The following is a 24,317-nucleotide window of genomic DNA, read 5'->3' on the forward strand; positions in this document are numbered from 1 at the left end:
CTGGGTCGGCGTGCGCCGGACCCCGCTCAGGTCAGCCGACGCGGTCGAGAACGATCGAGTCGGCCGTCTGCACGTCCTGGGCCCCCCCGATCGACCAGCAGCCCTCCAGGGCGGCCAGCGAGCGGTCGAAGCGCTCGGGCGTGTCCGTGTGCAGCGTCATGAGCGGCTGACCCTTGCTCACCGCGTCGCCGGGCTTGGCGTGCAGCTCCACGCCGGCCGCCGCCTGCACGGGGTCCTCCTTGCGGCCGCGACCGGCACCGAGGCGCCACGCGGCGACCCCCACGGCGTAGGCGTCGAGCCGGGTCAGGGTGCCGTCGGCGTCCGCGACGACCTCCTGGGTCTCCTTCGCCGTCGGCAGCTCGGCGTCCGGGTCACCGCCCTGGGCCGAGATCATCGCGCGCCAGACGTCCATCGCCCGGCCGTCCTTCAGCGCCTCCGCGGGGTCGACGTCGGTGACGCCCGCACCCTCCAGCATCTCCCGGGCCAGCGCCACGGTGAGCTCCACGACGTCCTGCGGCCCACCGCCGGCCAGGACCTCGACCGACTCCCTCACCTCCAGGCCGTTGCCGGCCGTGAGGCCCAGCGGCGTGGACATGTCGGTGAGCAGGGCGACGGTGTGCACGCCGGCGCCCTGCCCCAGCGCGACCATGGTCTCGGCGAGCTCGCGCGCGTCCTCCTGCGTCTTCATGAACGCGCCGGACCCGACCTTGACGTCGAGCACCAGCACGCCCGTCCCCTCGGCGATCTTCTTGCTCATGATCGAGGACGCGATGAGCGGGATGGCCTCCACGGTGCCGGTGACGTCGCGCAGGGAGTAGAGCCGCTTGTCGGCCGGCGCCAGCCCGGAGCCGGCCGCGCAGATGACCGCGCCGACGTCCTCCAGCTGACGCAGCATGTCCTCGTTGGACAGGGCGGCCTGCCACCCCGGGATCGCCTCGAGCTTGTCCAGGGTGCCTCCGGTGTGGCCCAGCCCCCGGCCGGACAGCTGCGGCACGGCCACCCCGCACGCCGCCACGAGCGGGGCCAGCGGCAGGGTGATCTTGTCGCCGACGCCGCCGGTGGAGTGCTTGTCGGCGGTCGGGCGGGACAGGGAGGAGAAGTCCATCCGCTCGCCCGAGGCGATCATCGCGTTGGTCCAGTCACCGATCTCCCGGCGGTTCATCCCGTTGAGCAGGATCGCCATCGCCAGGGCCGACATCTGCTCGTCGGCCACGACCTCACGGGTGTAGGCGTCGATCACCCACGCGATCTCCTCGCTGCTCAGCTCCCCGCGGTCGCGCTTGGTCCGGATGATGTCAACGGCGTCGAAGGACTCACTCATGACGCCCAGTCTGGCCCATCGACGTCGCGCCCCGCACGACCTGGGCGACGCGCGGCCCCGGCGGGGTCTCCTCGAGCGCGGCCTCGGCCTCGCGCTGGAGCCGGCGCAGGCCCGCCCCGAACTCGCGCAGACCGGACCCCGGCCGGCCGCCCGCGCCGTCCACCATCGGCAGCAGCCGGGTGCCGACCTCGATGATCTCCCGCAACGTGCGCGCGACCTCGGCGTCGTCCCCCGCCCGGGCCGCCGCGTCCAGGTCCTGGGCGCACCGGGCCAGGGAGAGCTGCCCGAGGGAGACGACCGGGTCGGTGGCCGGGACGCCGCCGGCCGGGCCGGGCGGCGGCGGGGGCGGGTCCACAGGACCGGGGTGAGCGGTGCCCACCGAACCGGGGTAGCGGGGCACGTCGATCGTCGGCATACCGGGCTCCACCGCCGGGGGCGGCTGACCCGTGAGGACGGGGCCGCCGGAGGACGCCCCGGGCGGCGGGGTCACCGGGCGGCGCGCTCCCGGGCGAGGACGGCCCAGCACGCTCGCCAGGACGACCCCGATGACGATGAGCGGCAGGATGCTGACGTCCCGGTCCAGCAGGACGTTGAGGACGACGAAGGCCACGACGGCCCATCCGAACCACGGCAGCCTGGGCACCCTCACCTCGTCACCGTAGCCCGGCCGGGCACGTGTGACATCCTGTGCCCCGTGCGTATCGCTGAGATCATGGCCATGGTCGTCCCTCCGGTCACCGAGCTGGCGCGTCGCGCCCGCGACGTCCCGGGTGGGACGCAGGCGCGGCAGCCGATGTTCCCCACCCTGGTGGCCGTGCGCAACGACCGGGTGGTGGCCACGCTGAGTTCCCCGCGGGTCGGCACCACGCTCACCGGGGCGATCACGATGGCCGTCGGGCTGGCCCCGCAGGTGCTGGTGCTCGCGGCCGAGGGCACGGTGGACGGCCGAAGCGCCATCACCTACTCGCTCATGACCCGTGAGCTGAAGGCCGCCTGCGCGGTCCAGGACATCAACGAGGAGGACGGGCAGGTCACCTTCGGCGTCCCCCAGCAGGCAGGCGAGCTCGACCCGACGGCGCTGCGCGTGCTGGCCGACGCCCTGGCCCAGGAGCCGGTCGACGTCACCCGGGTGGCCCGCCAGGACATGGGCGGCACCTTCGGCGAGCGGACCTTCCTCCCGCCCGAGCAGGGCCGGGTGGTCGTGGACGCCGGGACGGTCAAGACCCTCCATGACCGCGTGGAGGGCATCGCCGGCCGGGCGCTCTACCTCGCCCGCAGCCAGGAGGCCGGCCAGCTCGCGCTGGAGGCCGGCCTGCCGCGCGCGTGCCTGCTGCAGCCGCAGGGCTGACTCAGACCAGGTTCTCCGGTCCGAAGGCCTGCGGCAGCACCGCGCTCAGCGGGAGGACCCCCTCCGGGGTCTGCAGCTGGCAGTCCGGCGCCCCGAACTCCCACAGCAGCTGCCGGCAGCGCCCGCACGGCATGAGGGTGCGTCCCTGCCCGTCGACGCACCAGACGGCGACCAGCCGGCCGCCGCCGGTGGCCGCGAGCTCGGAGACCATCCCGCACTCCGCGCACAGCCCGACGCCGTAGGAGGCGTTCTCCACGTTGCAGCCGCTGACCACCCGCCCGTCGTCGACCAGGCCGGCGACGCCGACCGGGTAGTGCGAGTAGGGCACGTAGGCCCGGCCCATGACCTCCGTCGCCCGCCGGCGCAGAGCCTCCCAGTCGACCTCGGGTGCGCTCACGTCATACCTCTCAGCTCTTGGTGTAGGGGATGCCCTCGGCCGCGGGCGGGCGGACCCGGCCGACGAAGCCGGCGACGGCCAGGATGGTGATGACGTAGGGCAGCATGAGCAGCAGCTCGGAGGGGATGCCGGCGCCGATCGTCGACATGACGTTGCCGAGGTTCCGGGAGAAGCCGAAGAGCAGCGCCGCGGCCACCGCACCCCAGGGGTTCCACTTGCCCAGGATCATCGCGGCGAGGGCGATGAAGCCGTTGCCAGCCGACATGTCGCGCCCGAAGGCCAGGCCGGACCCGACGGTGAAGAAGGCGCCGCCGAGGCCGGCGATCGCGCCGCCGAGGATGGTGTTCCACACCCGCCGCGGGTTGACCTTGATGCCCACCGTGTCGGCCGCCTTGGGGTGCTCTCCGACGGCGCGGGTGCGCAGGCCCCAGCGGCTGCGGAAGAGCATGAAGTTCAGCACGATGACGATGACGTACATCAGGTAGACCAGGATCGTCTGGTTGAAGAGCACCGGGCCGACGAGGGGGATCTCGGACAGCACCGGGACCTGGATGCGGGGCAGCGGGGCACGGGTGTTCCACACCTCCCGGTTCTGCGAGAGCACCGTGGAGAAGAGGAAGCCGGTCAACCCGATGATGAGGGTGTTGAGGACGACGCCGACGATGATCTGGTTGACCCGGTAGGCGACGGCGAACCAGGCCAGCACCGCGCCGACCAGCGCGCCGGCCAACGGTGCCGCGGCCAGGCCGGCGTAGCCGCTACCGACGGCGGAGCCGACCACCGCCGCCGCGAAGGCGCCGAAGAGCAGCTGGCCCTCGATCGCGATGTTGATGATGCCCGACCGCTCGCACACGACGCCGGAGAGGGCGCCGAAGACCAGCGGCACCGACAGGGTGAGCGCGCCGGCGAGCAGGGAGACCATCGGGATGAGCTTGCCGGCACCGATGAAGGTGAGGAAGGCCATGATGAAGGCCGTGCCGACGATGATGTGCAACCACCACGGGGGCCGGCGGCGCTGGCGCACCATCAGGAAGGACACGACCGCCGCGGCCGCCATCACCAGGGCGAGCACCACGATGATGAGCAGCGAGGGCACCTCGATGTTCGGGATGGTGACCCAGGCCTCGCGCGTGCCGAACTGGAAGGTGGTGGACTCGTCGGCGTTCGTGCCCCGCAGCAGCAGCAGCGAGAGGAGGGCGGCGAGCGCGTAGACGACCGGTGTCTTGAGACCGACCTTGGGACGGAGCAGGAGGTGGTCGCCCTCGACGGGGGTGGTGGGGCTGGTGACGGTGCTCACGCGGTCGCCTCCTTCGCTGTGGTGTTCCGAGGTCGCTGGCGGCGGGGCCGCGCGCCCGGGGCGGGCAGACGGAAGACCGAGCGCACCAGCGGCGGCGCCGCGATGAGGAGCACGATCAACGACTGGACGACCAGCACGATGTCGATGGGGGTGGAGGTCAGGGACTGCATGAGGAAGCCGCCGGACTTCAGGGCGCCGAAGAGCAGCCCGGCGAAGAACGTGCCCCACGGTCGGGAGCGGCCGAGCAGCGCCACCGTGATGGCGTCGAAGCCGAAGGACGCGGCGACCCCGGCGGTGAGGGCCCGCTCGGTCCCGAGCACCTGCCCCGAGGCGGCCAGGCCGGCCAGGGCGCCGGCGATGACCATGGTGATGACCGTCACCCTGCCCACCGACATGCCGGCCGTGCGGGCCGCCGCCGGGTTGGCCCCGGCCGCGCGGATCTGGAAGCCGATCGTGGAGCGCTCCAGGAGCCACCAGACGAAGACCGTGGCGAGGATGGCGACCACGAAGCCCCAGTGCAGCCGGAAGGTGTTGCCGGGGACCAGCCAGTCGGGGATGAGTGCCGGGAAGAGGGCGTTCTCCTCCACCGGCGGGCTCTTCTGACCGGTGCGCCCGAGGTTGAAGGCAGGCCGCTTGAGCATGTAGCCGATGAGGTTGACGGCCACGTAGTTGAGCATGATCGTGACGATCACCTCGTTGGCGCCGAACCGGGCCTTGAGGATGCCGGGGATGAAGGCCCAGACCGCGCCGCCTATCGCGCCGCCGAGGATGGCCGCGAGCAGGTGGATGACGGGCGGCAGGTCCCAGGCGAAGCCGACGTAGGCGGCCACGATGGCCCCGACGATGATCTGGCCCTGCGCACCGATGTTGAACAGGCCGGCCCGAAAGCCGACCGCGATGCCCAGACCGGCGAGGATCAGCGGGATCGCGAAAACCATCGACTCGGTGAGCGGCTTGATCATGCCCGCGAAGGTGGTCGCGCGCCAGTCGAGCACGGAGCCCCGGAACATCGCCACGTAGGCGTCGCTGACGGCGCTCCAGGCGGCGGCGAAGGTGTCGCCCGGCCGCGAGAAGAAGTAGCCGGTGGCCGCCCGGGTAGCCTCGTCGGCGAAGGCGATGAGCACCCCGCCGAGGACGAGGGCGAGCACCACCGCCAGCACCGACATCAGCGCGCTGCCGGACAAGATCTGGTGCAGGAGGGAGGCTGGCTCCTCGTCGCGGTGGGTCGGGCCGTCCCCGGTCGGCGCTCCGCCCTCGGTGCCGGTCTGCGCCGGCGGGGTGGCGGCGACGGACTGTTCGGAGCCGGCGTCGGTGCCGCGGGACTCGTTGTCGTGCGGCTTCTCGCTCACGGGTGCTCCTCGGTGCTCGCCGGGTCGGGGGTATGAGGTGCCGCCGGCTCCTGGTCGACGTCCGGGACGCCGTCGCCGTCGAGGTCCGCCATGCCGAGCACGGAGTGGTGCTCCGCGGCCTGGGCCCGGGCCTCGTCCATGGGCACCCCGGCCATCATCAGGCCCAACATGTCGCGGGACACACCCCCGCGGCCGGCCTCCTCGGCGACGTCCACGATGCCGACGATGCGGCCGCGGTACATCACCGCGATGCGGTCGGCGAGGTTCAGCACCTCGTCCAGCTCGGTGGACACCACGATCACGGGGGTGCCCTGGTCGCGCTCGGCGACGATCCGCTTGTGCACGAACTCGATCGAGCCGACGTCGAGACCACGGGTCGGCTGGGAGGCGACGAGCAGCCGCAGCGGCCGGGACATCTCCCGGGCCAGGACGACCTTCTGGGCGTTGCCGCCGGAGAGGGTGGAGATCGGGTCCTGGACCGAGGTGTACCGGACGTCGAACTCCTGGGTCCGCTGCTCGGCGTTGGCCGCGACCCGGGCGGGGCTCATGGAGATGCCGCGGGCGAAGGGCTCGGTGTCGAAGAGGTCGAGCACGAGGTTCTCCGCGATGGAGAAGCTGGCGACCACCCCGTCGGTGGACCGGTCCTCGGGCACGAAGCCGATGCCGGCCCGCAGCCGCTGCCGGACGCTGCGCCCGCGCAGGTCGGCGCCGTCCAGGACGAGGCGGCCGGCGTCGGCCTCCTCGAGCCCGAGAATGACCTCGGCCAGCTCGGTCTGGCCGTTGCCCTGCACCCCGGCGACGCAGAAGATCTCGCCGTGCCGGACGTCGAAGGAGATGTCGTCGACCAGCACGGTGCCGTTGGGCGCCACCACCGACAGCCCCTCGACGGTGAAGGCCGCCTCGCCGGGGGTGGCCGCGGCCTTGTCGACCGCCAGGTTGACCGAGCGCCCGACCATGAGCGAGGCCAGCTCGGTCTCGGTCGAGGTGGGGCTCGCCTCCCCCACGACCTTGCCGCGCCGGATGACCGTGATGCGGTCGGCGATGGCCCGGACCTCACGCAGCTTGTGGGTGATGAAGACGATGGAGGTGCCGGCCTCCTTGAGCTCCCCCATGATGCCGATGAGCTCGTCGGTCTCCTGCGGCGTCAGCACGGCCGTGGGCTCGTCCAGGATGAGGACGCTGGCGTCGCGGGAGAGAGCCTTGATGATCTCGACCCGCTGCTGGACGCCCACGGGCAGGTCCTCGACGAGCGCGTCCGGGTCGACGTGGAAGCCGAACCGCTCGGAGATCTCGGTCACCCGGCGGCGGGCCTCGTCGAGCTTGAGCACCCCGGCCGGCCCTGCGGGCTCGTAACCGAGCGCGACGGACTCCGCCACGGTGAAGACCGGGACGAGCATGAAGTGCTGGTGCACCATGCCGATGCCCGCGGCGACCGCGTCACCGGGCCCCTTGAAGGAGACCGGCCGGCCGTCGAGGAGGATCTGGCCGTCGTCGGGGTCGTAGAGGCCGTAGAGCACGTTCATCAGCGTGCTCTTCCCGGCGCCGTTCTCCCCGAGCAGGGCGTGGATCTCCCCCGGCTCGACGACCAGGTCGATGTGGTCGTTGGCCACGAGGGGACCGAACACCTTGGTGATGCCCTGGAGCTCCAGCTTCATCGCCGCTCCTGCCTGCGCGTCATTGCGTGCCTATCTCACGGGTCGTCCGAGGTCGTGGGACCACCTCGGGTGGACAGCGTAGCGGCCCGACCCTGGTGGGCCGGGCCGCTACGGAGGTGGGTCGTCAGCGGGGACGTGGACGACCCGTCAGCTCACTGCTGGGGCGAGTTCGGGGACTCGACGACCAGCTCGCCGGAGATGATCTGCTGGCGGTACTCCTCCAGCTTGTCCTTCAGCTCCTGCGGCACGTCGGCCTCCATGTCGTGGAACGGGGCCAGACCGACACCCTCGTTCTCCAGGGTGCCGACGTACGGCTCGTTGCTGAAGCCACCCTCGACGGTGTCCGTGATGGCGCCCTCCACGGCCGCGCCGATGCCCTTCATGACCGAGGTCAGCATGAGTGCCGAGTAGTCGGGGGCGGTGAGGAACCCGTCGGAGTCGACCCAGATGATCTTCACGTCGCCGGCGGACTCGGCGGCCGCGGCCGCACCCAGCCCGACCGGACCCGCGACGGGCATGACGATGTCGGCGCCCTGGGCGATGAACTGCTCGGTGAGCGTCTGGCCCTGCGCCTGGTCGTCGAAGCCGCCGGAGAAGGAGCCCTGCTGGGCCTCCTTGTCCCAGCCGAGCAGCTGGACCTCGGTGCCGTTGTCCTCGTTGTACTTGTCGATGCCGTCGGAGAAGCCGTCCATGAAGATCTGCACCGAGGGGATCGGCAGGCCGCCGAAGGTGGCCACGGTGCCCGACTCGCTCATGCCCGCGGCCAGGTAGCCGGCCAGGAAGGAGGCCTCGGCGGTGTTGAAGAGGATCGGCCGGGCGTTCTCCAGCTCGATGGGCGCGAAGTCGGCGTCGCTGAAGGCGGAGTCGACGAGGGCGAAGTTGGTGTCCGGGTTGGCCTCGGCAGCCTCCTGGATGGCGTCCTCGAGGAGGAAGCCGACGCCGATCGTCAGGTTGCACCCCTGGGAGACCAGGTTGTTGACGTTGTTGGCGTAGTCGGTGTCGGCCTGGGACTCGACCTCGACGGTCTCGATGCCCAGCGCGTCCTTGGCCGCGTCCATGCCCTCCTTGCCCGACTGGTTGAAGGACTGGTCGTCGAAGCCTCCGGCGTCGGAGACCATGCAGGCCTTGAAGTCGGCCGGGTCGACCGCGGCACCCGTGGTGCCCTCGTCGGTGGAGGCCGAGTCGTCGGTGGAGGCGGAGTCGTCCGTCGAGGCCGAGTCGTCGGTCGCCCCGGAGTCCTCGGTCTCGGCGGCGGTCGAGCCACTGTCGTTGTCGTCAGGGGCCTCGCCGCAGGCGGCGAGGAGGAGGGTGGCGGCCGCACCGGCGGTCGCGAGCTTAAGAACCCGGCGCACGGGATACTCCTTTGTCACAGGTGGGTTGACGGGCCCATGCTAACCCGCGCCGGTCCCCGGTGAGTACGCTGCGCGCCGCGGTGTGACCAAAGAGTGATCAACTCGTCATCGAAGGCTCCGAAGGACGACCCGCGGAGCCCTGTTTCACTGCAGGCCCTGCGGCCCCAGGGAGGTGAAGACCGAGGACGCCAGCAGGCTGGCGGCGACCAGCACCGCCTCCTCGTCGACGACCAGATCACCCTGGTGCAGCTCGTAGGTGGCCCCGCCGGGGACCCTCGTGCCGAGCCGGGCCATCGCCCCGGGCACCTCCTGGAGGTACCACCCCAGGTCCTCGCCCCCCATCGACTGCTTGGTGGGCTGCACGCCGGAGGTGCCGAGCAGCAGCATGGCCGCCCTCGACAGCGCGACGACGGAGGCGTTGTCGTTGTCCACGGGGGGCACCCCGCGGGTGTAGGTCACGGTGGCGGTGACGCCGTAGGGCCGCACCACGGACTCGACCACCTCGGTCACCACGGGACCCACCGTGTCCCAGGTGTCGGCGTCCAGCATGCGGAGGGTCCCCATCGCCTCACCCTTGCCCGGGATGACGTTGGGCGCCGACCCGGACCGCACGACACCCCAGACCAGCACCGCCGCCGCCCGCGGGTCCAGCCGGCGGGTGAGGGCGGCGGGCACCTCGGTGACCACCTTCGCGAGGGCGAAGGTCAGGTCCTGGGTGAGGTGGGGACGCGAGGTGTGGCCACCGCGGCCGGTGAGGGTCACGTGCACCATGTCGGACGCGGCGGTGATGGGCCCGACCCGCAGGCCGACCTGCCCCACGTCCACGGACGGGTCGCAGTGGACCGCCAGGACCCGGTCCAGACCCTCCAGCCCCCCGTGCTCCATCACGGCCAGCGCCCCGCCCGGGTGGGTCTCCTCGGCGGGCTGGAAGATCAGGCGCACCGCGGCTCCCCGGGCGGTCAGCTCGTCCTGCAGGTCCAGCAGCGCCAGCCCCGCCCCCAGCACGCCCACGGTGTGCACGTCGTGACCGCAGGCGTGGCAGACCCCCGGCTCCTGCGAGGCGTACGGCAGTCCCGTGAGCTCGTCGACCGGCAGGGCGTCCAGGTCGGCCCGCAGGCCGATGCGCACCCGGGGCTCCTCGTGGCCGATCTCGACCAGGGCGCCGGTGCCGGGGAGTCTCCGCACGCGTGCCCCGGCCTGCTCGAGGACGCCGGCGACGAGGTCGGTCGTCCGGTGCTCCTCCCACGACACCTCCGGGTGCTGGTGCACCTGCCGGCGCCAGGACAGCAGCTGCTCCCTCCGGCTCCCGACCGCCGCCCGCACCCGCTCCACCAGCTGGTCCACCGAGGCCTCCGCCCGGGGGGCGGTCGCGGTGGTGCCGTTCGCACCGCCACCGGGTGGCGGGGTGTGCGCCGCGGTGATCGGGAGGGCGGACGAGGTCTCAGGCGTCACAGGGGGGCTCCGGTCGAGGACAGGGACCATTCCAGGGTACGCGCCGCAGCAGAGGCGACCGACCCGCCACCCGTGGCGCGCACCGCAGGCCTCAGAATGTCTCGCGGGGCTCGTACCGGCCCCAGACCTCCCGCAGGGCGTCCGCCACCTCACCGCCGGTCGCCCGGGCCCGGTGCGCCTCCCGCATGGGGTAGAGCACGTTGTCCTGGCCCTCGGCCGCCCTCCGCAGCTCGTCCAGCCGCCGGGTGACCTCAGCCCGGTCGCGCCCGGCCCGCAGTCGTTCCAGACGCTCCGCCTGCTGGGCCTCGATCGCCGGGTCCACGCGCAGCGGCTCGTACCGCTCCTCCTCCTCGACGGTGTAGCGGTTCTGCCCCACCACCACGCGCTCGCCGGAGTCGATCTGCTGCGCCGTCAGGTAGGCGGAGCGCTCGATCTCCCCCTTCTGGAAGCCCTCCTCGATCGCGGCCACCGCTCCCCCGCGGTCGTCCACCGCCCGGATGAGCGCGAGCGAGGCCTCCTCGAGGTCGTCGGTGAGGCTCTCCATGACGTAGGACCCGGCGAAGGGGTCGACCGTCGCGGTGACGTCCGTCTCATAGGCCAGCACCTGCTGGGTGCGCAGCGCCAGCCGGGCCGCCTTGGCGGTCGGCAGCGCGATGGCCTCGTCGAAGGAGTTGGTGTGCAGGGACTGGGTGCCGCCCAGGACGGCCGCCAGACCCTGCACGGCGACCCGCACCAGGTTGACCTCCGGCTGCTGGGCGGTGAGCTGCACCCCGGCGGTCTGGGTGTGGAAGCGCAGCATCATCGACCTCGGGTCGCGGGCGCCGAACTCCTCCTTCATGATCCGGGCCCAGATCCGCCGGGCGGCCCGGAACTTGGCGATCTCCTCCAGCAGGGTGGTGCGCGCGACGAAGAAGAACGAGAGCCGGGGGGCGAAGTCGTCCACCGCCAGGCCGGCGTCGACGGCTGCCTGGACGTATGCCTTGGCGTTGGCCAGCGTGAAGGCCACCTCCTGCGCGGGCGTCGCCCCGGCCTCGGCCATGTGGTAGCCGGAGATGGAGATGGTGTTCCACCGCGGGATCTCGGCACGACAGTAGGCGAAGATGTTGGAGATCAGGCGCAGGGACTCCGCCGGCGGGTAGATGTAGGTGCCGCGGGCGATGTACTCCTTGAGCACGTCGTTCTGGATGGTGCCCGTCAGCCGGTCGGCCGCGATGCCGTTGCCCTCGGCCACGAGCTGGTACATCAGCAGCAACGAGGCCGCCGGGGCGTTGATCGTCATCGAGGTGGACACCTCGTCGAGCGGCAGCCCGTCGAAGAGGACCTGCATGTCCTCCACGGAGTCGATCGCGACGCCCACCTTGCCGACCTCGCCGGCGGCGAGGGCGTGGTCGGAGTCGTACCCCATCTGGGTGGGCAGGTCGAAGGCGACCGACAGACCACCGGTGCCGTTGGCGACGAGCTCGCGGTAGCGGGCGTTGGACTCGGCCGCGGTGCCGAAGCCCGCGTACTGCCGCATCGTCCACGGTCGACCGGTGTACATCGAGGGGTAGACCCCTCGGGTGAAGGGGTAGGCCCCCGGCTCCCCCAGCTGCGTCGCCGGGTCGAAGTCCACCAGGTCCTCGGGTCCGTAGACCGCCTTGAACGGCAGCCCCGACTCGCTCGTCGCCTCAGCCATGCGTGCAGCCTACTGCGGTCGGTCGGACACCGGTCCGGTGGCCGCGACCGCCTCGCCGACCAGGGCTGGACCGGCGTAGACCAGCCCGGTGTAGAGCTGCACCAGGTCGGCACCCGCGTCCACCAGGGCCCGGGCGTCCGCGCCGGTCATCACCCCGCCCACCCCCACGAGCGGCGCGTCGGTGAGGCGGCGCACCCTCCGCACGACGTCCCGCGCGCGCAGGGTCAGCGGGGCGCCCGACAACCCACCTGTCTCCGCCTCGGCCCGGACCCGCTCGGCGGGGTGCACGCCCTCCCGCGACAGGGTGGTGTTCGTCGCGACGAACCCGCTCGCCCCGCTCCCCAGCGCGACCCCCACCGCCTCCTCCAGCGCCTCGTCGCCGAGGTCGGGGGCCAGCTTGACGAGCACGGGGACCCCCGCGGCGGACCGCACCACCTCGCCGATCAGCTCCGCCAGGGGACCCGCGTCCTGCAGGGACCGCAGACCCGGGGTGTTGGGGCTGGACACGTTCACGGCGAGGTAGTCGGCAAGCCCGTCCAGCGCGCGGACGCAGGTCCGGTAGTCCTCGACGGCCCGCTCCACCGGGGTGTCCTTGTTCTTGCCGATACTGACCCCCACCGGGATCCGCACCAGGCCGGCCCGGCGCGCGGCGCGCAGCCGCCCCGCGAGCGCCTCGACACCCTCGTTGTTGAAACCCATCCGGTTGATGACGGCCCTGCTGGCCGGGAGGCGGACCAACCGGGGCCTGGGGTTGCCGGGCTGCGGGCGGGGTGTGACCGTGCCCAGCTCGACGTGCCCGAGGCCCAGGGCCGACCAGGTGGCGACGGCGCGACCGTCCTTGTCCATGCCGGCAGCCAGCCCGACCCGGTGCGGGAACCTCAGCCCGAGCAGATCCACAGCACCGTCATCCACGCCCCCCGGGACGACGGCATACCCCCCGAGGGCGGCGAGGCCGCGCGTGAGCGCCGTCCGCCCCAGCAGGTCGGCCGCCACCACGGTGCCGTGGTGGGCCCGCTCGGCGTCGACCCGCCACAGCACGGGACGCGCCACGGCCCGGTAGCCGACCCCCGCGGCCCGACGCAGGACCCGACGACCGTCGGTGCGTCGCGGACCGGGCGAGGAGTCGTGCGCCTGCATGTCCCCAACCCTAGACTGGCGCAGGTGAGCACCCGTGGCGACGACGAACCCGAGGAGGTCCCCGACCTCACCGTGGTGATCCCCGCCGGCGGCGCCGGCACCCGCCTGTGGCCGCTCTCGCGGCAGTCGTCGCCGAAGTTCCTCCACGACCTCACCGGCACGGGGCGCTCGCTGCTGCAGTCGACCGTCGACCGGTTGGCGCCGCTGGCCCCCGACCGGGTCCTGGTCGTCACCGGGGCGAGGCACGCGGACGCCGTGCGGCAGCAGCTCCCCGACCTGCCGCCCGAGCACCTGCTCGTCGAGCCCTCCCCCCGGGACTCCATGCCGGCCATCGGTCTGGCGGCCGCGGTCCTGGAGCGACGCGACCCCGGGGCGGTCCTGGGCTCGTTCGCCGCCGACCACGTGATCGGGGACGTGGCCGCCTTCCAGGAGAGCGTGCGCGAGGCGGTGGCCGCGGCCCGCCGGGGGTCGTTGGTGACGCTGGGCATCACCCCACCTCCCCCGCCACCGGCTTCGGCTACATCAAGGTGGGGAGAGCCCCTCTCGATGCCCGGGGCCCGCTCGGTCCGCCACGTGGAGGCGTTCGTCGAGAAGCCGGACGCCGCGCGCGCGGCGGAGTACGTGCAGGGCGGCTATCTCTGGAACGCCGGGATGTTCGTGGTGCAGGCGGGCGTCCTGCTGTCGCTCCTGGCCGAGGGGCACCCCGACATGGTCCGTACCCTGCGCCAGATCGCCGCGGACCCGGGGCAGACCGCCGCGCTCTGGCCCTCCCTGACCACGATCTCGATCGACCACGCCGTGGCCGAGCCCGCCGCCGCGGCCGGGCGGGTCGCCGTGGTGCCGGCCCGCTTCCCGTGGGACGACGTCGGTGACTTCGCCTCGCTGGCCAGCCTCCTGCAGGAGGAGTCCGACGACCCGGGGCTCCGGGTGCTGGGCCGCCGGGAGCTCGTGGTCAACGAGGGCTCCACCGGGATCGTCGCCGCCCACGGCGGTCGCACCGTCGTGACGCTGGGGATCGACGACGTCGTCGTGGTCGACACGCCCGACGCCCTCCTCGTGACCACCCGGGCGCACTGCCAGGACGTGAAGACGGTCGTGGCGACCCTGCAGCGCATCGGCCGGGAGGACCTGACCTGAGCACCCTCCCAGCCGCCCCCGGCCCCGCCAGGGGGGTCCGTCGCCGTCTGCGTGACGGCCTCGGTCACCCGCTCGTCACCCGCCGCTCACGCGACGCTCCCCCGCCCGTGGCCGTGCCCACACCGGCGGGCGGCAGGCTGGAGCACGTGAGGGTCGTCATCGTCACCGAGTCGTTCCTGCCCGCGCTCAACGGCGTGACCACCAGCGTCTGCAAGGTGCTCGAGAACCTGCGGGCCCGCGGCCACGGCCGCCCTGGTCGTCGCCCCGGGCACGAGCCCCTGGAGCCCGGTGATGACCCCGGAGTTCTACGCCGGCTTCCCCGTCCACGCCGTGACCAGCCTGCCGGTCCGGCAGTTCCGCGTCGGGCTGCCCTCCTACGAGATCGAGACGGTCCTGCACCGCTTCCGTCCGGACGTCATGCACGTCGCCTCGCCGTTCGTCCTGGGCGTGCGCGGGCTCACCGCCGCCCGGGCCCTGGGCATCCCCTCGGTCGCGGTCTACCAGACCGACATGCCCTCCTACATCCGTCAGCACGCCGGGCCGGCCGGCAATCTCACCGCCCGGGCCGCCTGGCGGTGGATCCGCCGGATCCACGAGCAGGCCGACCTCACGCTGGCGCCCTCCCGCGCCGCCCTGGCCGACCTCGCGGCCCACGACGTGCCCCGGATCGCGCTGTGGGGTCGGGGGGTCGACGCCGAGCTCTTCCACCCCGACCGGCGCGACGACCCGGCGGTGCATGCGTTGCGGGCCCGGCTCGCGCCGCACGGGGAGACCCTGCTGGGGTATGTGGGGAGGCTTGCTCCCGAGAAGGAGCTCCACCGCCTCACGGAGCTGGCCACGCGACCGGGCACGCGGCTGGTCCTCGTCGGCGAGGGCCCCAGCCGCGAGCTGCTGGAGACCCAGCTGCCGGGCGCGGCCTTCCTCGGGCGGCAGGAGGGGCGCGCGCTGGCGCAGGCCTACGCCGCGTTCGACGTCTTCGTCCACACCGGCACCCGGGAGACCTTCGGGCAGACCCTCCAGGAGGCGGCCGCCGCCGGGCTCCCGGTCGTCGCCCCCGCCCGCGGCGGACCGCTGGACCTCGTGGCGGACGGGCGCTCCGGACGGCTCTTCGACCCCGACCGTCCCGGTGCCCTGACCGCCGCGGTGGCTCCGCTCCTCGGACCGCAGGCGCAGGACCTCCGGGAGCGGATGGGCGCCGTCGGTCGGCAGCGCGTGGAGGACCGATCCTGGCCGGCCCTCGTCGACCAGCTGGTCGGCCACTACGCCTCCGCGATGAGCGGTGCGGCCGTCTCGGTGGCCTGAGGACCGGCCGCAGTAGGGTGGGCGGCGTGCCTGCAAGCCCCGAGCAGACGGTCGTGGGTGTCGCCCTGCCCGTCCCCCAGCCCTGGGGCGACCACGTCCAGCGGCTGCGCGTCCTCTACGGCGAGGACCGGGCCCAGCACATCCCCACCCACATCACGCTGCTGCCCCCCACCCCGGTGGCCAGGGGGGAGGTCGCGGCGCTGGTCGACCACCTGCACGAGGTGGGGCGTTCCCACGAGCCCTTCGACGTCATCCTGCGGGGGACGGGCACCTTCCGACCGGTCTCGGACGTCGTCTTCATCCAGGTGGCCCAAGGGGTGTCCAGCTGCGAGCAGCTGGAGCGGCACATCCGGTCGGGGCCGGTGGAGCGCGGGCTCGACTTCCCCTACCACCCGCACGTCACGGTGGCCCACGACATGCCGGGGCCGGTGCTGGACCGGGCGTTCGCCGACCTGGCCGGCTTCAGCTGCGCCTTCCGCGCCGAGGCGTTCCGGCTCTACACCCACAACGGTGACGGGGTGTGGCGGACGACCGACGACTTCCCGCTCGGCGAGCCCCGACCCTGACCCCCGTCCGCCCCGGGACGCGGACGGGCCCGCAGCGGTGAGCTGCGGGCCCGTGCGTCGCGCCGGTGCTCAGCCGTGGGGCAGCTTGAAGACCTGCCCGGGGTAGATGAGGTCCGGGTTGTCGAGGTTGTTGAGGGCGGCCATCTCCTGCCAGGACACACCGTGCTCCTCGGCGAGACCGGACAGGGTGTCCCCCGGCCTGACGGTGACGGTCCGGTATGCCGCAGCACCGGCCGCCGGCGCCTCGGACCCCTGCGTCCCACCGTCGGCCGGCTCCCCGGCCCCGGCCGGCGTGCCCGCCGACGGCGCCGCCGCCGCGTCGTCGCTCGTCACGGACCGGTCCGCGGTCCCCCGGTCGTCCTGGGCGGCCCGCCGCCTTCTCCTTCTCGGCACGCTCGGCGTCGGAGGAGGTGAGAGCATCCTTGACCTTGTCGAAGAATCCCATGAGCGTCTCCATTCCTGCGCGACCGGGTGGGCGACGGGCGCCGATGACGACCGGTTGCGCTCGCCCGGCAACATAGCCCGCCCCGGGCGTGACGGCCAGCGCAGGGCCCACCGGTCCGGGGTGCTAGCGTCGATCTCGGCGACGCCCGGACCCGCCCGCGGAGCTGGGGGCGCCCCCCATACCGTCGAGCGAAGGGTCCTTTCGTGAACACCCCCGTCAAGGTCGCCGTCACCGGAGCCGCCGGTCAGATCGGCTACAGCCTCCTCTTCCGCATCGCCTCCGGCGAGCTGCTCGGCAAGGACACCCCGGTGGAGCTGCGGCTGCTGGAGATCACCCCCGCGCTGAAGACCCTGGAGGGCGTCGTCATGGAGTTGGACGACTGCGCCTTCCCCGCGCTGGCTGGCATCGAGATCGGTGACGACCCGAACACCATCTTCGACGGGGCCAACGTCGCCCTGCTGGTGGGGGCCCGACCGCGCAGCAAGGGGATGGAGCGCGGCGACCTGCTCGAGGCCAACGGCGCAATCTTCACCGCCCAGGGCAAGGCCCTGAACGACCACGCCGCCGAGGACGTACGGGTGACGGTGACCGGCAACCCCGCCAACACCAACGCCCTCATCGCGATGTCCAACGCCCCCGACATCCCCACCGAGCGGTTCACCGCACTCACCCGTCTGGACCACAACCGGGCCATCGCCCAGCTGGCGGCGAAGGTGGGGGCCCCGGTCACCGACATCTCCCGGATGACGATCTGGGGCAACCACTCGGCCACGCAGTACCCCGACCTGTTCCACGCCCAGGTCGCGGGGCGGAACGCCGCCGAGGCCGTGGGCGACCAGGAGTGGCTGGAGAACACCTTCATCCCCACCGTCGCCAAGCGCGGGGCGGCCATCATCGAGGCCCGCGGGTCCTCCTCGGCCGCCTCGGCCGCGTCGGCCACGATCGACCACACCCGCGACTGGCTGCTCGGCTCGGCGCAGGACGACTGGGTCTCCATGGCCGTGCGTTCGGACGGCTCCTACGGCGTGGCCGAGGGCCTCATCAGCTCCTTCCCCGTCACCACCCGGGACGGTGGCTGGGAGATCGTCCAGGGCCTGGACATCGACGACTTCTCGCGCGGGCGGATCGACGCCTCGGTCGCCGAGCTGGACGAGGAGCGTCAGGCGGTCCGGGAGCTCGGTCTGATCTGAGCCGCGCGGCGGCCCGGCCGGGGCCGCCGCCGCCGTGCTCGCGGCCTAGCCCAGACGCAGGTAGGCCGCGAGCACGGCGACCGCCACCCCGAGACCCAGCATGGTGGCGGCGTCGAGCACCCGGCCCCGGACGGCCAGGCCGCCCGCCCGCTCCTCGGGTGCTACGAGGCGCACCACCGCCAGGACGACCAGCGTCCCCCCCAGCGCGTAGCCGTAGTGGCGCAGACCCCCGGTCACGAGCAGCACGGCCGCCGCGACCATCCCCACCACCGCCAGCCACCAGAGCCCGAGCCGCTGACCCGGGCGACCGGCCGTGAGCTCCTCGTCCAGGCCGTGGCCCGGGTCCGGGCTCACCCTCTCGCCGGTGCCATGCCGGCGGCGCGCTCCGCGGCCTCGACGACGTTCTGCAGCAGCATCGCCCGGGTCATCGGGCCGACCCCCCCGGGGTTCGGGGTGAGCCACCCGGCGACCTCCGCCACGTCCCGGTGCACGTCACCGGCGATCTTCCCGTCGCGTCGCGCCACGCCGACGTCGAGGACCGCGGCACCAGGACGGACCATGTCCGGCGTGATGATGTCCGGGACGCCCGCCGCGGCGACCACGACGTCGGCCGCCCTGGTGTGGGCGGCCAGGTCCCGGGTGCCGGTGTGGCACATCGTCACCGTGGCGTTCTCCGAGCGGCGGGTGAGGATGAGGCCCAGGGGGCGACCGACCGTCAGGCCCCGGCCCACGACGACCACCTCGGCGCCGTCCAGGGGGACGTCATACCGGCGCAGGAGCTCCACGCACCCCACCGGGGTGCACGGCAGCGGCGCCGCCTCGTTCATCACCAGCGAGCCCAGGTTGAACGGGTGCAGCCCGTCGACGTCCTTGCGGGGATCGACGCGGGAGAGGATCGCGAACTCGTCCAGCCCCGTGGGCTGCTGGACCAGGAAGGCGGTGACCTGAGGGTCGGCGTTGAGCTCGTCGACGACCGCCAGGACCTCCTCCTGGCTGGTGCCGGCGGGGAGGTCCTTGCGGATCGAGGTGATGCCGATCTCCGCGCAGTCCTTGTGCTTGGCCCCGACGTACCAGCTGCTCGCGGGGTCCTCCCCCACGAGGACGGTCGCCAGCCCCGGCACCACCCCCCGCTCGGCCAGGACCGCCAGGCGCACCCGGAGCTCGTCCTTGATCGTCCGCAGAACCGCCCTGCCGTCCAGCACCGTCGCGCTCATGCCGCCGAGTCTAGACGGCACGCTCGCGCCCGGAGCGGTACGGGCCGCGGCCTGTGTGGGGGGCTACTCCCAGACCGCCGCCTCCTCCCCCGGGTCCAGGGTCACGTCGACCTGCAGCTCCCGGGCGAGCTCCTCCAACGCCGACCTCAGGTGCATCAGGTCGGCGTCCTCGGGGGCGCGGAACACGGCCCTGGCCTCGAAGAGGCTCCCGCCGGCCTGCGGCGCCGGGACCACCCGGGTGTCGAGCCGTTCCACGGAGACCCCCTGCTGCGCCAGGACCCCGCTGACCTGCTGGACGATGCCCGGCTGGTCGTGGCCGACGAGGTCGAGGTGGAAGGTGGCGCCCTCCTCCGGACCACCCCCGCCGTCGAGGGTGCCGACCGCGCTGCGGACCGTCGTGTCGAGCCCCTCCAGGTCCCCCACGGCCCGGGCCAGGGCCTCGGCCCGGTCGCCGGGGACGTCGACCGTGACGATCCCGGCGAAGGTGCCGGCCAGCTGGGCCAGCTGGCTGCGACCCCAGCTGCCGCCGTGCGCGGCGACGACGTCGGCGAGCGAGGAGACGAGGCCGGGGCGGTCCTCGCCGAGGACGGTGATCACGAGAGTGGCCATGCCTGACCTTAGCGAGCCAGGACCCTCGGTGGGGAGGGCACGGACCGACCGGGGGGTCCGGTCAGTGCGCGAAGTGGCGGGTGCCGGTGAAGTACAGCGTCGCGCCGGCCCGGGCCGCGGCCGCCACGACCTCCTCGTCCCGGACCGACCCGCCAGGGGCGACGACGGCGCTGACGCCGGCGTCCAGGAGCACCTCCAGCCCGTCGGCGAAGGGGAAGAAGGCGTCCGAGGCCGCCACGGATCCCCTCGCCCGGTCCCCCGCCCGGTTGACCGCGAGGTGGCAGGAGTCCACCCGGTTGACCTGACCCATCCCGACCCCGACGGAGGCCCCGTCGCGGGCGAGCAGGATGGCGTTGGACCTGGTGGCCCGCACCGCGCGCCAGGCGAACTGCAGGTCGGCGAGGACGGCCGGGTCCGCGGCGTTCCCGGCCACCAGGCGCCACCGTGAGGCGTCGTCCCCACCCCCGTCGACCTCGGCGTCGACCGTGTCGACCGACTGCATGAGCAGGCCGCCGGAGACGGGGCGGGTCTCGACCCCGCCGCGGGCGGGCGGGGCCACCCGGAGCAGCCGCAGGTTGCTCCTGCTCCGCAGGATCTCCAGCGCCTCGGGCTCGAAGTCGGGGGCGAGCACCACCTCGGTGAAGACCTCCTTGACCTGCTCTGCCATCTCGGCGGTCACGGGGCGGTTCGCCGCGATGATCCCCCCGAAGGCCGAAAGCGGGTCGCACGCATGGGCCTTGCGGTGCGCCTCGGCGATGTCCGCCCCGACCGCGATCCCGCACGGGTTGGCGTGCTTGATGACGGCCACCGTGGGCTGGTCGCCGTGGTCGTGGGCGGCCCGCAGCGCGGCGTCGGCGTCGAGGTAGTTGTTGTAGGACATCTCCTTGCCGCCGAGCTGCTCCGCCTGGGCCAGCCCGGGCGAGGTGGAGAACCCGTCGGTGTAGAGGGCGGCCCGCTGGTGCGGGTTCTCGCCGTAGCGCAGCACGGCCTTGCGGTCCCAGGTGGCCCCCACCCACGCGGGGAAGCCGGTGCCGTCGCTCGTGTCCGTCACGACGTTGCCCATCCAGGAGGCGACGTGCACGTCGTAGGTGGCGGTACGCACGAACGCCTCCGCCGCCAGCTGCCGCCGCTCGTCGAGGGTGAATCCCCCGGCCCGGGCGGCGTCGAGGACCCGCGGGTAGGCGGTGGGGGTGGTCACCACGGCCACGCTGCGGTGGTTCTTGGCCGCCGCCCGGACCATGGACGGGCCGCCGATGTCGATCTGCTCCACGCACTCGTCCTGACCGGCGCCGGAGCGCACCGTGTTGGTGAAGGGATAGAGGTTGACCACGACCAGGTCGAACGCCTCGATCCCCAGATCCTCCAGCTGGGCCAGGTGCTCCGGTCTGGTCGTGTCGGCGAGGATGCCGGCGTGCACCCGCGGGTGGAGCGTCTTGACGCGGCCGTCCAGGCACTCCGGGAAGCCCGTGAGGTCCTCCACCCGGGTCACGGGGACGCCGGCGCCCTCGATCCGCCCGGCGGTGGACCCGGTGGAGACGATGCTCACGCCGGCCTCGTGCAGCCCCAGGGCCAGGTCCTCCAGACCGGTCTTGTCGTGCACGGAGACGAGGGCACGGCGCAGGGGACGGCGGTGGGTGTCGGTCACGGGGGCTCCTGAGGTCGCAGCGTGGGGCGGGCACCCAGGCGGGCGATGCCCACGATCCTCACTCCCCGGTGGTGTCCCACCCGCGCCAGTCGTGTGCCACCAGTCTAGTGCGCGACGTGCCCGCCGTGCCGACCCCCCGGTCGGTCCTGCGCAGGCCTCCCGACCAGGCGGGGCAGGTGCTCGACGAGCATCTCGCGCTCGGCCACCTTGATCCGCTCGTGCAGGCTCTCCTCCGTGTCGCCGTCGTGCACCGCCACGGTGCGCTGCGCGAGGACCGGGCCGGTGTCCACCCCGGCGTCGACCTGGTGCAGGGTGCACCCCGTCACCTCGACCCCGGCGGCCAGGGCGTCCCGGACCGCGTGCGCCCCGGGGAAGCTGGGCAGGAGGGCGGGGTGGGTGTTGACGATCCGGAAGCGCTCGAGCACGGGCTCGCCCAGGATCTTCAGGAACCCCGCGGACAGCACCAGGTCGGGCGCGTATGACGCAATGGCCGTGGCGAGCTCCCGGTCCCAGGCGGTGCGGTCCGGGTGGTCGCCGAGGCGCACCACGAACGTGGGTATGCCGAACCGCCGCGCCCGGACGAGTCCCTCGATGCCCTCCCGGTCCGCCCCGACGGCGACCACCTGCAGCCCGTAGTCGTCGTCCTGGCAGGCGTCCAGGAGGGCCTGCAGCAGGGTCCCGCTGCCGGAGACGAGCACGACGACCCGCGCAGGGGCCGGCGTGTCAGTGGTACTCACGGTGCGCAGTCTAGGGGCCGCGCCCGGCAGCCCGCGGGGGCAACCACGCGGGGCGGTCGGTGGGCCTCAGGGCAACCACGCGGGGCGGTCGGTGGGCCTCAGGGCAACCACGCGGGGCGGTCGGTGGGCCTCAGGGCGGCCAGACGGGGCGGCCGGTGGGGTGGTGTGGAGGGTTGGGGGGGTGGGGGGTGGTCAGAGGCGGCGGGCCCGCAGGTGGAGCACGCTCACGACGAGCAGTCCCCCGGCGGCGAGCTCCGCGAGCAGCAGGCCGGCGACGTTCCACGGCTCGACACCCACCGTGCCGAGGAGGCCGGGGGTGAGGCCCCCGGTCGACAGCCACGCCAGGACGAGCACCGTGGCGGACACCGCCGCGCACGAGGCCAGGGTGATCTGGACCTTGGTCCACCACGAGCTCAGGCGTGAGGCCGATCCGGCGCACCGGTAGCCGATCCACCCTCCGGCCACGAGCGGCACCAGGGCCATGGCCCACAGGCCCGGCGGCAGCGCACCGGGCTCGGGGAGCGCACCCAGGACGGGCAGGAGGGGAAGGTCGCCGGGGGTCGTGGCGACCCAGTCGACGTGGACCGTGCCCACGGTGACGCCCGCCCCGGACAGCCAGCCGAGCGCCCACACCATGAGGTTGGGCAGCGCCGCCAGCTGGGCCAGCGTCAGGGTGAGGGTCCCGACCAGGCCGGCGTCCAGGGCGTCGTAGAGCGTCAGGATCCGCTCCCCGCGGACCAGCAGCAGACCCAGGACGAGCAGGAAGCAGACGGCCGCCAGCGCGACGAGAGCCTCGACCGCCGGAGCCAGGGCACGCCGCAGCAGCACGGGGATGCGGTCGCGCACCCAGCTGAGCGCCACGTCGACGCTCGGGTGCTGCTCGCGCCGGTGCTCGGACCACCAGACCACCGCCACGGCGGCCACGGGAACGAGCAGCGCGCCGGGCACGAGGCTGGGCAGGACGACCTGCGCGATGCCGAGGCCGGCGACATAGCTCACCGCCAGGCCGGTCGCGAGGTAGGCCAGGGCGAAGGCCGTCACGTCGGACCCGCCCAGGGCGTGCCAGGCGGGGCGCCAGCTGGTGACGGTGGCGCCGCGGGCGAGCAGATGGGGGCGGGCCAGGACGATCTGACGCACGGCGTACCAGCACAGGGCGAAGGGGATCGCCGTCAGCAGCAGGGGGGCCAGCACGACCGAGGCGGCCGGGGTGTCGACCTGGGCGCGGTGAGCCAGCGCCCACAGGTCGACGGAGACGCCGAGGGTCTGCCACAGGCCGGCCGAGCTGCGCTCGTCGGCCACCCAGGCCAGCAGCGTCGGCACGGCAACGGCGACCACCCCCAGCAGCACGCACAGCGCGCCGGCCAGACCGGCCCCCAGGACCTCGGCGACCCGACGCGGGGACAGAGCGGGGGCCCGCCGCGGCGGCGGCTCCTCGCTGAGGGGATCTCGGCACGGTCCAGGACGGTCATCGCGCTCATCGTCACCGACCGGGCAGGGGCAGCGTGGGAGGCGCGCCGACGACGGACGGGCGGCCACCCCCGAGGGGTGCCGCCCGTCCGCTCCGGCCCGCTCAGCCGAGGTTCGCGACGATCTCCCGCATCAGGGTGGCCGTCTCCGACGGGGTCTTGCCGACCTTGACCCCGGCGGCCTCGAGGGCCTCCTTCTTGGCCTGGGCGGTCCCGGAGGAGCCGGAGACGATGGCACCGGCGTGGCCCATCGTCTTGCCCTCCGGCGCGGTGAAGCCCGCGACGTACCCCACGACCGGCTTGGTCACGTTGGCCTTGATGTACTCGGCCGCCCGCTCCTCGGCGTCGCCGCCGATCTCGCCGATCATGACGATGGCGTCGGTCTCCGGGTCGTCCTGGAAGGCCTGGAGGCAGTCGATGTGGGTGGTCCCGATGATCGGGTCCCCGCCGATGCCGACCGCGGTGGAGAAGCCGATGTCCCGCAGCTCGTACATCATCTGGTAGGTCAGCGTGCCCGACTTGGACACCAGGCCGATCCGGCCCGGACCGGCGATGTCCGCCGGGATGATGCCCGCGTTGGACTTCCCGGGGCTGATCAGGCCGGGGCAGTTCGGGCCGACGATCCGGGTCGTGCCCTTGTCCCGGGCGTAGGCCCAGAACTCAGCCGTGTCGCGCACGGCGATGCCCTCGGTGATGACCACGAGCAGCGGCATGGCGGCGTCGACGGCCTCGATGACCGCGTCCTTCGCGAACTTCGGCGGGACGAAGACGACCGACACGTTCGCGCCGGTGGCCTCCATCGCCTCGGCCACGGAGCCGAAGACCGGGACGGTCGTGCCGCCCTCGAAGCCGACCTCGGTGCCGGCCTTGCGGGGGTTGACCCCGCCGACCACCTGGGTGCCGGAGCTGAGCATCCGCTGGGTGTGCTTCATACCCTCGGAGCCGGTCATGCCCTGGACGATGACCTTGGAGCTGTCGTCGAGAAAGATTGCCATAGGAGTCAGTGGTCCTTCGTTGTCGGTC

General features: G+C 73.3%; 23 protein-coding genes and 1 riboswitch. Of the genes, 5 read left to right on the plus strand and 18 right to left on the minus strand.

Features of this window, described 5'->3' with window-relative positions:
• Positions 1 to 31 precede the first annotated feature (31 nt).
• A complete protein-coding gene (locus E3Z34_RS12260) occupies positions 32 to 1,321 on the minus strand; it encodes a thymidine phosphorylase (RefSeq protein WP_134773832.1) in 1,290 nt (429 codons plus the stop codon).
• A complete protein-coding gene (locus E3Z34_RS12265; protein ID WP_134773833.1) occupies positions 1,314 to 1,970 on the minus strand; it encodes a hypothetical protein in 657 nt (218 codons plus the stop codon). The genes E3Z34_RS12260 and E3Z34_RS12265 overlap by 8 nt, the downstream gene beginning before the upstream one ends.
• Before the next feature lie 45 nt (positions 1,971 to 2,015).
• Here E3Z34_RS12265 and E3Z34_RS12270 point away from each other — a divergent pair, with 45 nt between their 5' ends.
• Positions 2,016 to 2,669 (plus strand): hypothetical protein, encoded by a 654-nt coding sequence (locus tag E3Z34_RS12270; protein WP_134773834.1) that lies wholly within the window; start codon positions 2,016 to 2,018, stop codon positions 2,667 to 2,669.
• Position 2,670: 1 nt separating this feature from the next.
• Here E3Z34_RS12270 and E3Z34_RS12275 read toward each other — a convergent pair whose 3' ends face one another.
• From E3Z34_RS12275 to E3Z34_RS12310, 8 genes are all read right to left on the minus strand, one after another.
• Positions 2,671 to 3,012, minus strand: coding sequence for a cytidine deaminase (locus tag E3Z34_RS12275; RefSeq protein WP_238695497.1), 342 nt, complete (start codon positions 3,010 to 3,012; stop codon positions 2,671 to 2,673).
• 64 nt (positions 3,013 to 3,076) lie between these two features.
• Entirely contained in the window at positions 3,077 to 4,363 is a 1,287-nt protein-coding gene (locus tag E3Z34_RS12280) for an ABC transporter permease (protein ID WP_134773836.1), read from the minus strand.
• On the minus strand, positions 4,360 to 5,712 hold the full coding sequence (locus E3Z34_RS12285) for an ABC transporter permease (protein WP_238695153.1): 1,353 nt from the start codon (positions 5,710 to 5,712) through the stop codon (positions 4,360 to 4,362). Before E3Z34_RS12285 ends, E3Z34_RS12280 begins: the two co-directional genes overlap by 4 nt.
• Positions 5,709 to 7,367, minus strand: coding sequence for an ABC transporter ATP-binding protein (locus E3Z34_RS12290; protein WP_134773837.1), 1,659 nt, complete (start codon positions 7,365 to 7,367; stop codon positions 5,709 to 5,711). The genes E3Z34_RS12285 and E3Z34_RS12290 overlap by 4 nt, the downstream gene beginning before the upstream one ends.
• Positions 7,368 to 7,519: 152 nt before the next feature.
• Positions 7,520 to 8,719: a BMP family ABC transporter substrate-binding protein gene (locus E3Z34_RS12295; RefSeq protein WP_134773838.1), complete on the minus strand. Its 1,200-nt coding sequence runs from the start codon at positions 8,717 to 8,719 to the stop codon at positions 7,520 to 7,522.
• A 144-nt stretch (positions 8,720 to 8,863) separates the two neighbouring features.
• Positions 8,864 to 10,171 carry an amidohydrolase gene (locus E3Z34_RS12300; RefSeq protein ID WP_338043729.1) on the minus strand — a complete coding sequence of 436 codons (1,308 nt, stop codon included), beginning with the start codon at positions 10,169 to 10,171 and terminating at the stop codon, positions 8,864 to 8,866.
• 91 nt (positions 10,172 to 10,262) lie between these two features.
• The gene (locus E3Z34_RS12305) at positions 10,263 to 11,846 is read right to left on the minus strand and encodes an acyl-CoA mutase large subunit family protein (RefSeq protein WP_134773840.1); all 1,584 of its coding nucleotides are present in this window, start codon (positions 11,844 to 11,846) and stop codon (positions 10,263 to 10,265) included.
• Positions 11,847 to 11,855: 9 nt separating this feature from the next.
• Complete coding sequence (locus E3Z34_RS12310) at positions 11,856 to 12,983, minus strand: quinone-dependent dihydroorotate dehydrogenase (RefSeq protein WP_134773841.1); 1,128 nt, start codon at positions 12,981 to 12,983, stop codon at positions 11,856 to 11,858.
• Positions 12,984 to 13,007: 24 nt separating this feature from the next.
• Here E3Z34_RS12310 and E3Z34_RS12315 point away from each other — a divergent pair, with 24 nt between their 5' ends.
• The 3 genes from E3Z34_RS12315 (at position 13,008) to E3Z34_RS12325 (ending at position 15,988) form a co-directional block, all read left to right on the plus strand.
• Positions 13,008 to 14,120 carry a mannose-1-phosphate guanylyltransferase gene (locus tag E3Z34_RS12315; protein ID WP_238695154.1) on the plus strand — a complete coding sequence of 371 codons (1,113 nt, stop codon included), beginning with the start codon at positions 13,008 to 13,010 and terminating at the stop codon, positions 14,118 to 14,120.
• A gap of 291 nt (positions 14,121 to 14,411) precedes the next feature.
• Positions 14,412 to 15,422 carry a glycosyltransferase family 4 protein gene (locus E3Z34_RS12320; RefSeq protein ID WP_338043731.1) on the plus strand — a complete coding sequence of 337 codons (1,011 nt, stop codon included), beginning with the start codon at positions 14,412 to 14,414 and terminating at the stop codon, positions 15,420 to 15,422.
• Positions 15,423 to 15,448: 26 nt separating this feature from the next.
• Positions 15,449 to 15,988 (plus strand): 2'-5' RNA ligase family protein, encoded by a 540-nt coding sequence (locus E3Z34_RS12325; RefSeq protein ID WP_170213013.1) that lies wholly within the window; start codon positions 15,449 to 15,451, stop codon positions 15,986 to 15,988.
• 69 nt (positions 15,989 to 16,057) lie between these two features.
• Here E3Z34_RS12325 and E3Z34_RS12330 read toward each other — a convergent pair whose 3' ends face one another.
• Positions 16,058 to 16,408 (minus strand): LysM peptidoglycan-binding domain-containing protein, encoded by a 351-nt coding sequence (locus E3Z34_RS12330; RefSeq protein WP_202976948.1) that lies wholly within the window; start codon positions 16,406 to 16,408, stop codon positions 16,058 to 16,060.
• A gap of 228 nt (positions 16,409 to 16,636) precedes the next feature.
• On the opposite strand from E3Z34_RS12330, the gene E3Z34_RS12335 reads away from it, so the two are divergent.
• A complete protein-coding gene (locus tag E3Z34_RS12335; protein WP_134773844.1) occupies positions 16,637 to 17,623 on the plus strand; it encodes a malate dehydrogenase in 987 nt (328 codons plus the stop codon).
• A 45-nt stretch (positions 17,624 to 17,668) separates the two neighbouring features.
• On the opposite strand, the gene E3Z34_RS12340 is transcribed toward E3Z34_RS12335, so the two are convergent.
• The 7 genes from E3Z34_RS12340 to sucD form a co-directional block, all read right to left on the minus strand.
• Entirely contained in the window at positions 17,669 to 17,977 is a 309-nt protein-coding gene (locus tag E3Z34_RS12340) for a DUF3017 domain-containing protein (protein ID WP_134773845.1), read from the minus strand.
• Positions 17,974 to 18,837 carry a bifunctional methylenetetrahydrofolate dehydrogenase/methenyltetrahydrofolate cyclohydrolase gene (locus tag E3Z34_RS12345; RefSeq protein ID WP_134773846.1) on the minus strand — a complete coding sequence of 288 codons (864 nt, stop codon included), beginning with the start codon at positions 18,835 to 18,837 and terminating at the stop codon, positions 17,974 to 17,976. Before E3Z34_RS12345 ends, E3Z34_RS12340 begins: the two co-directional genes overlap by 4 nt.
• Before the next feature lie 63 nt (positions 18,838 to 18,900).
• Positions 18,901 to 19,446 carry a glycine cleavage system transcriptional repressor gene (locus E3Z34_RS12350; protein WP_134773847.1) on the minus strand — a complete coding sequence of 182 codons (546 nt, stop codon included), beginning with the start codon at positions 19,444 to 19,446 and terminating at the stop codon, positions 18,901 to 18,903.
• Between the two features lie 61 nt (positions 19,447 to 19,507).
• Entirely contained in the window at positions 19,508 to 21,091 is a 1,584-nt protein-coding gene (gene purH, locus E3Z34_RS12355; protein WP_134773848.1) for a bifunctional phosphoribosylaminoimidazolecarboxamide formyltransferase/IMP cyclohydrolase, read from the minus strand.
• A 25-nt stretch (positions 21,092 to 21,116) separates the two neighbouring features.
• Positions 21,117 to 21,194, minus strand: a riboswitch (ZMP/ZTP riboswitch).
• A gap of 1 nt (position 21,195) precedes the next feature.
• Entirely contained in the window at positions 21,196 to 21,828 is a 633-nt protein-coding gene (purN, locus tag E3Z34_RS12360) for a phosphoribosylglycinamide formyltransferase (protein WP_202976949.1), read from the minus strand.
• 192 nt (positions 21,829 to 22,020) lie between these two features.
• Entirely contained in the window at positions 22,021 to 23,364 is a 1,344-nt protein-coding gene (locus tag E3Z34_RS12365) for a cell division protein PerM (RefSeq protein ID WP_134773850.1), read from the minus strand.
• Between the two features lie 34 nt (positions 23,365 to 23,398).
• On the minus strand, positions 23,399 to 24,289 hold the full coding sequence (sucD, locus tag E3Z34_RS12370; RefSeq protein ID WP_134773851.1) for a succinate--CoA ligase subunit alpha: 891 nt from the start codon (positions 24,287 to 24,289) through the stop codon (positions 23,399 to 23,401).
• Positions 24,290 to 24,317 lie beyond the last annotated feature (28 nt).

It is taken from the genome of Ornithinimicrobium flavum (assembly GCF_004526345.1).
Lineage (GTDB): Bacteria > Actinomycetota > Actinomycetes > Actinomycetales > Dermatophilaceae > Ornithinicoccus > Ornithinicoccus flavus.

What these genes read in the sequence shown, in the direction of transcription:
- E3Z34_RS12260 (WP_134773832.1), bottom strand. Translation starts at nt 1,321, where the DNA reads ATGAGTGAGTCCTTCGACGCCGTTGACATCATCCGGACCAAGCGCGAC.
- E3Z34_RS12275 (WP_238695497.1), bottom strand. Translation starts at nt 3,012, where the DNA reads ATGGGCCGGGCCTACGTGCCCTACTCGCACTACCCGGTCGGCGTCGCC.
- E3Z34_RS12290 (WP_134773837.1), bottom strand. Translation starts at nt 7,367, where the DNA reads ATGAAGCTGGAGCTCCAGGGCATCACCAAGGTGTTCGGTCCCCTCGTG.
- E3Z34_RS12305 (WP_134773840.1), bottom strand. Translation starts at nt 11,846, where the DNA reads ATGGCTGAGGCGACGAGCGAGTCGGGGCTGCCGTTCAAGGCGGTCTAC.
- E3Z34_RS12310 (WP_134773841.1), bottom strand. Translation starts at nt 12,983, where the DNA reads ATGCAGGCGCACGACTCCTCGCCCGGTCCGCGACGCACCGACGGTCGT.
- E3Z34_RS12320 (WP_338043731.1), top strand. Translation starts at nt 14,412, where the DNA reads ATGACCCCGGAGTTCTACGCCGGCTTCCCCGTCCACGCCGTGACCAGC.
- E3Z34_RS12330 (WP_202976948.1), bottom strand. Translation starts at nt 16,408, where the DNA reads ATGCTCTCACCTCCTCCGACGCCGAGCGTGCCGAGAAGGAGAAGGCGG.
- E3Z34_RS12345 (WP_134773846.1), bottom strand. Translation starts at nt 18,837, where the DNA reads ATGAGCGCGACGGTGCTGGACGGCAGGGCGGTTCTGCGGACGATCAAG.
- E3Z34_RS12350 (WP_134773847.1), bottom strand. Translation starts at nt 19,446, where the DNA reads ATGGCCACTCTCGTGATCACCGTCCTCGGCGAGGACCGCCCCGGCCTC.
- sucD (WP_134773851.1), bottom strand. Translation starts at nt 24,289, where the DNA reads ATGGCAATCTTTCTCGACGACAGCTCCAAGGTCATCGTCCAGGGCATG.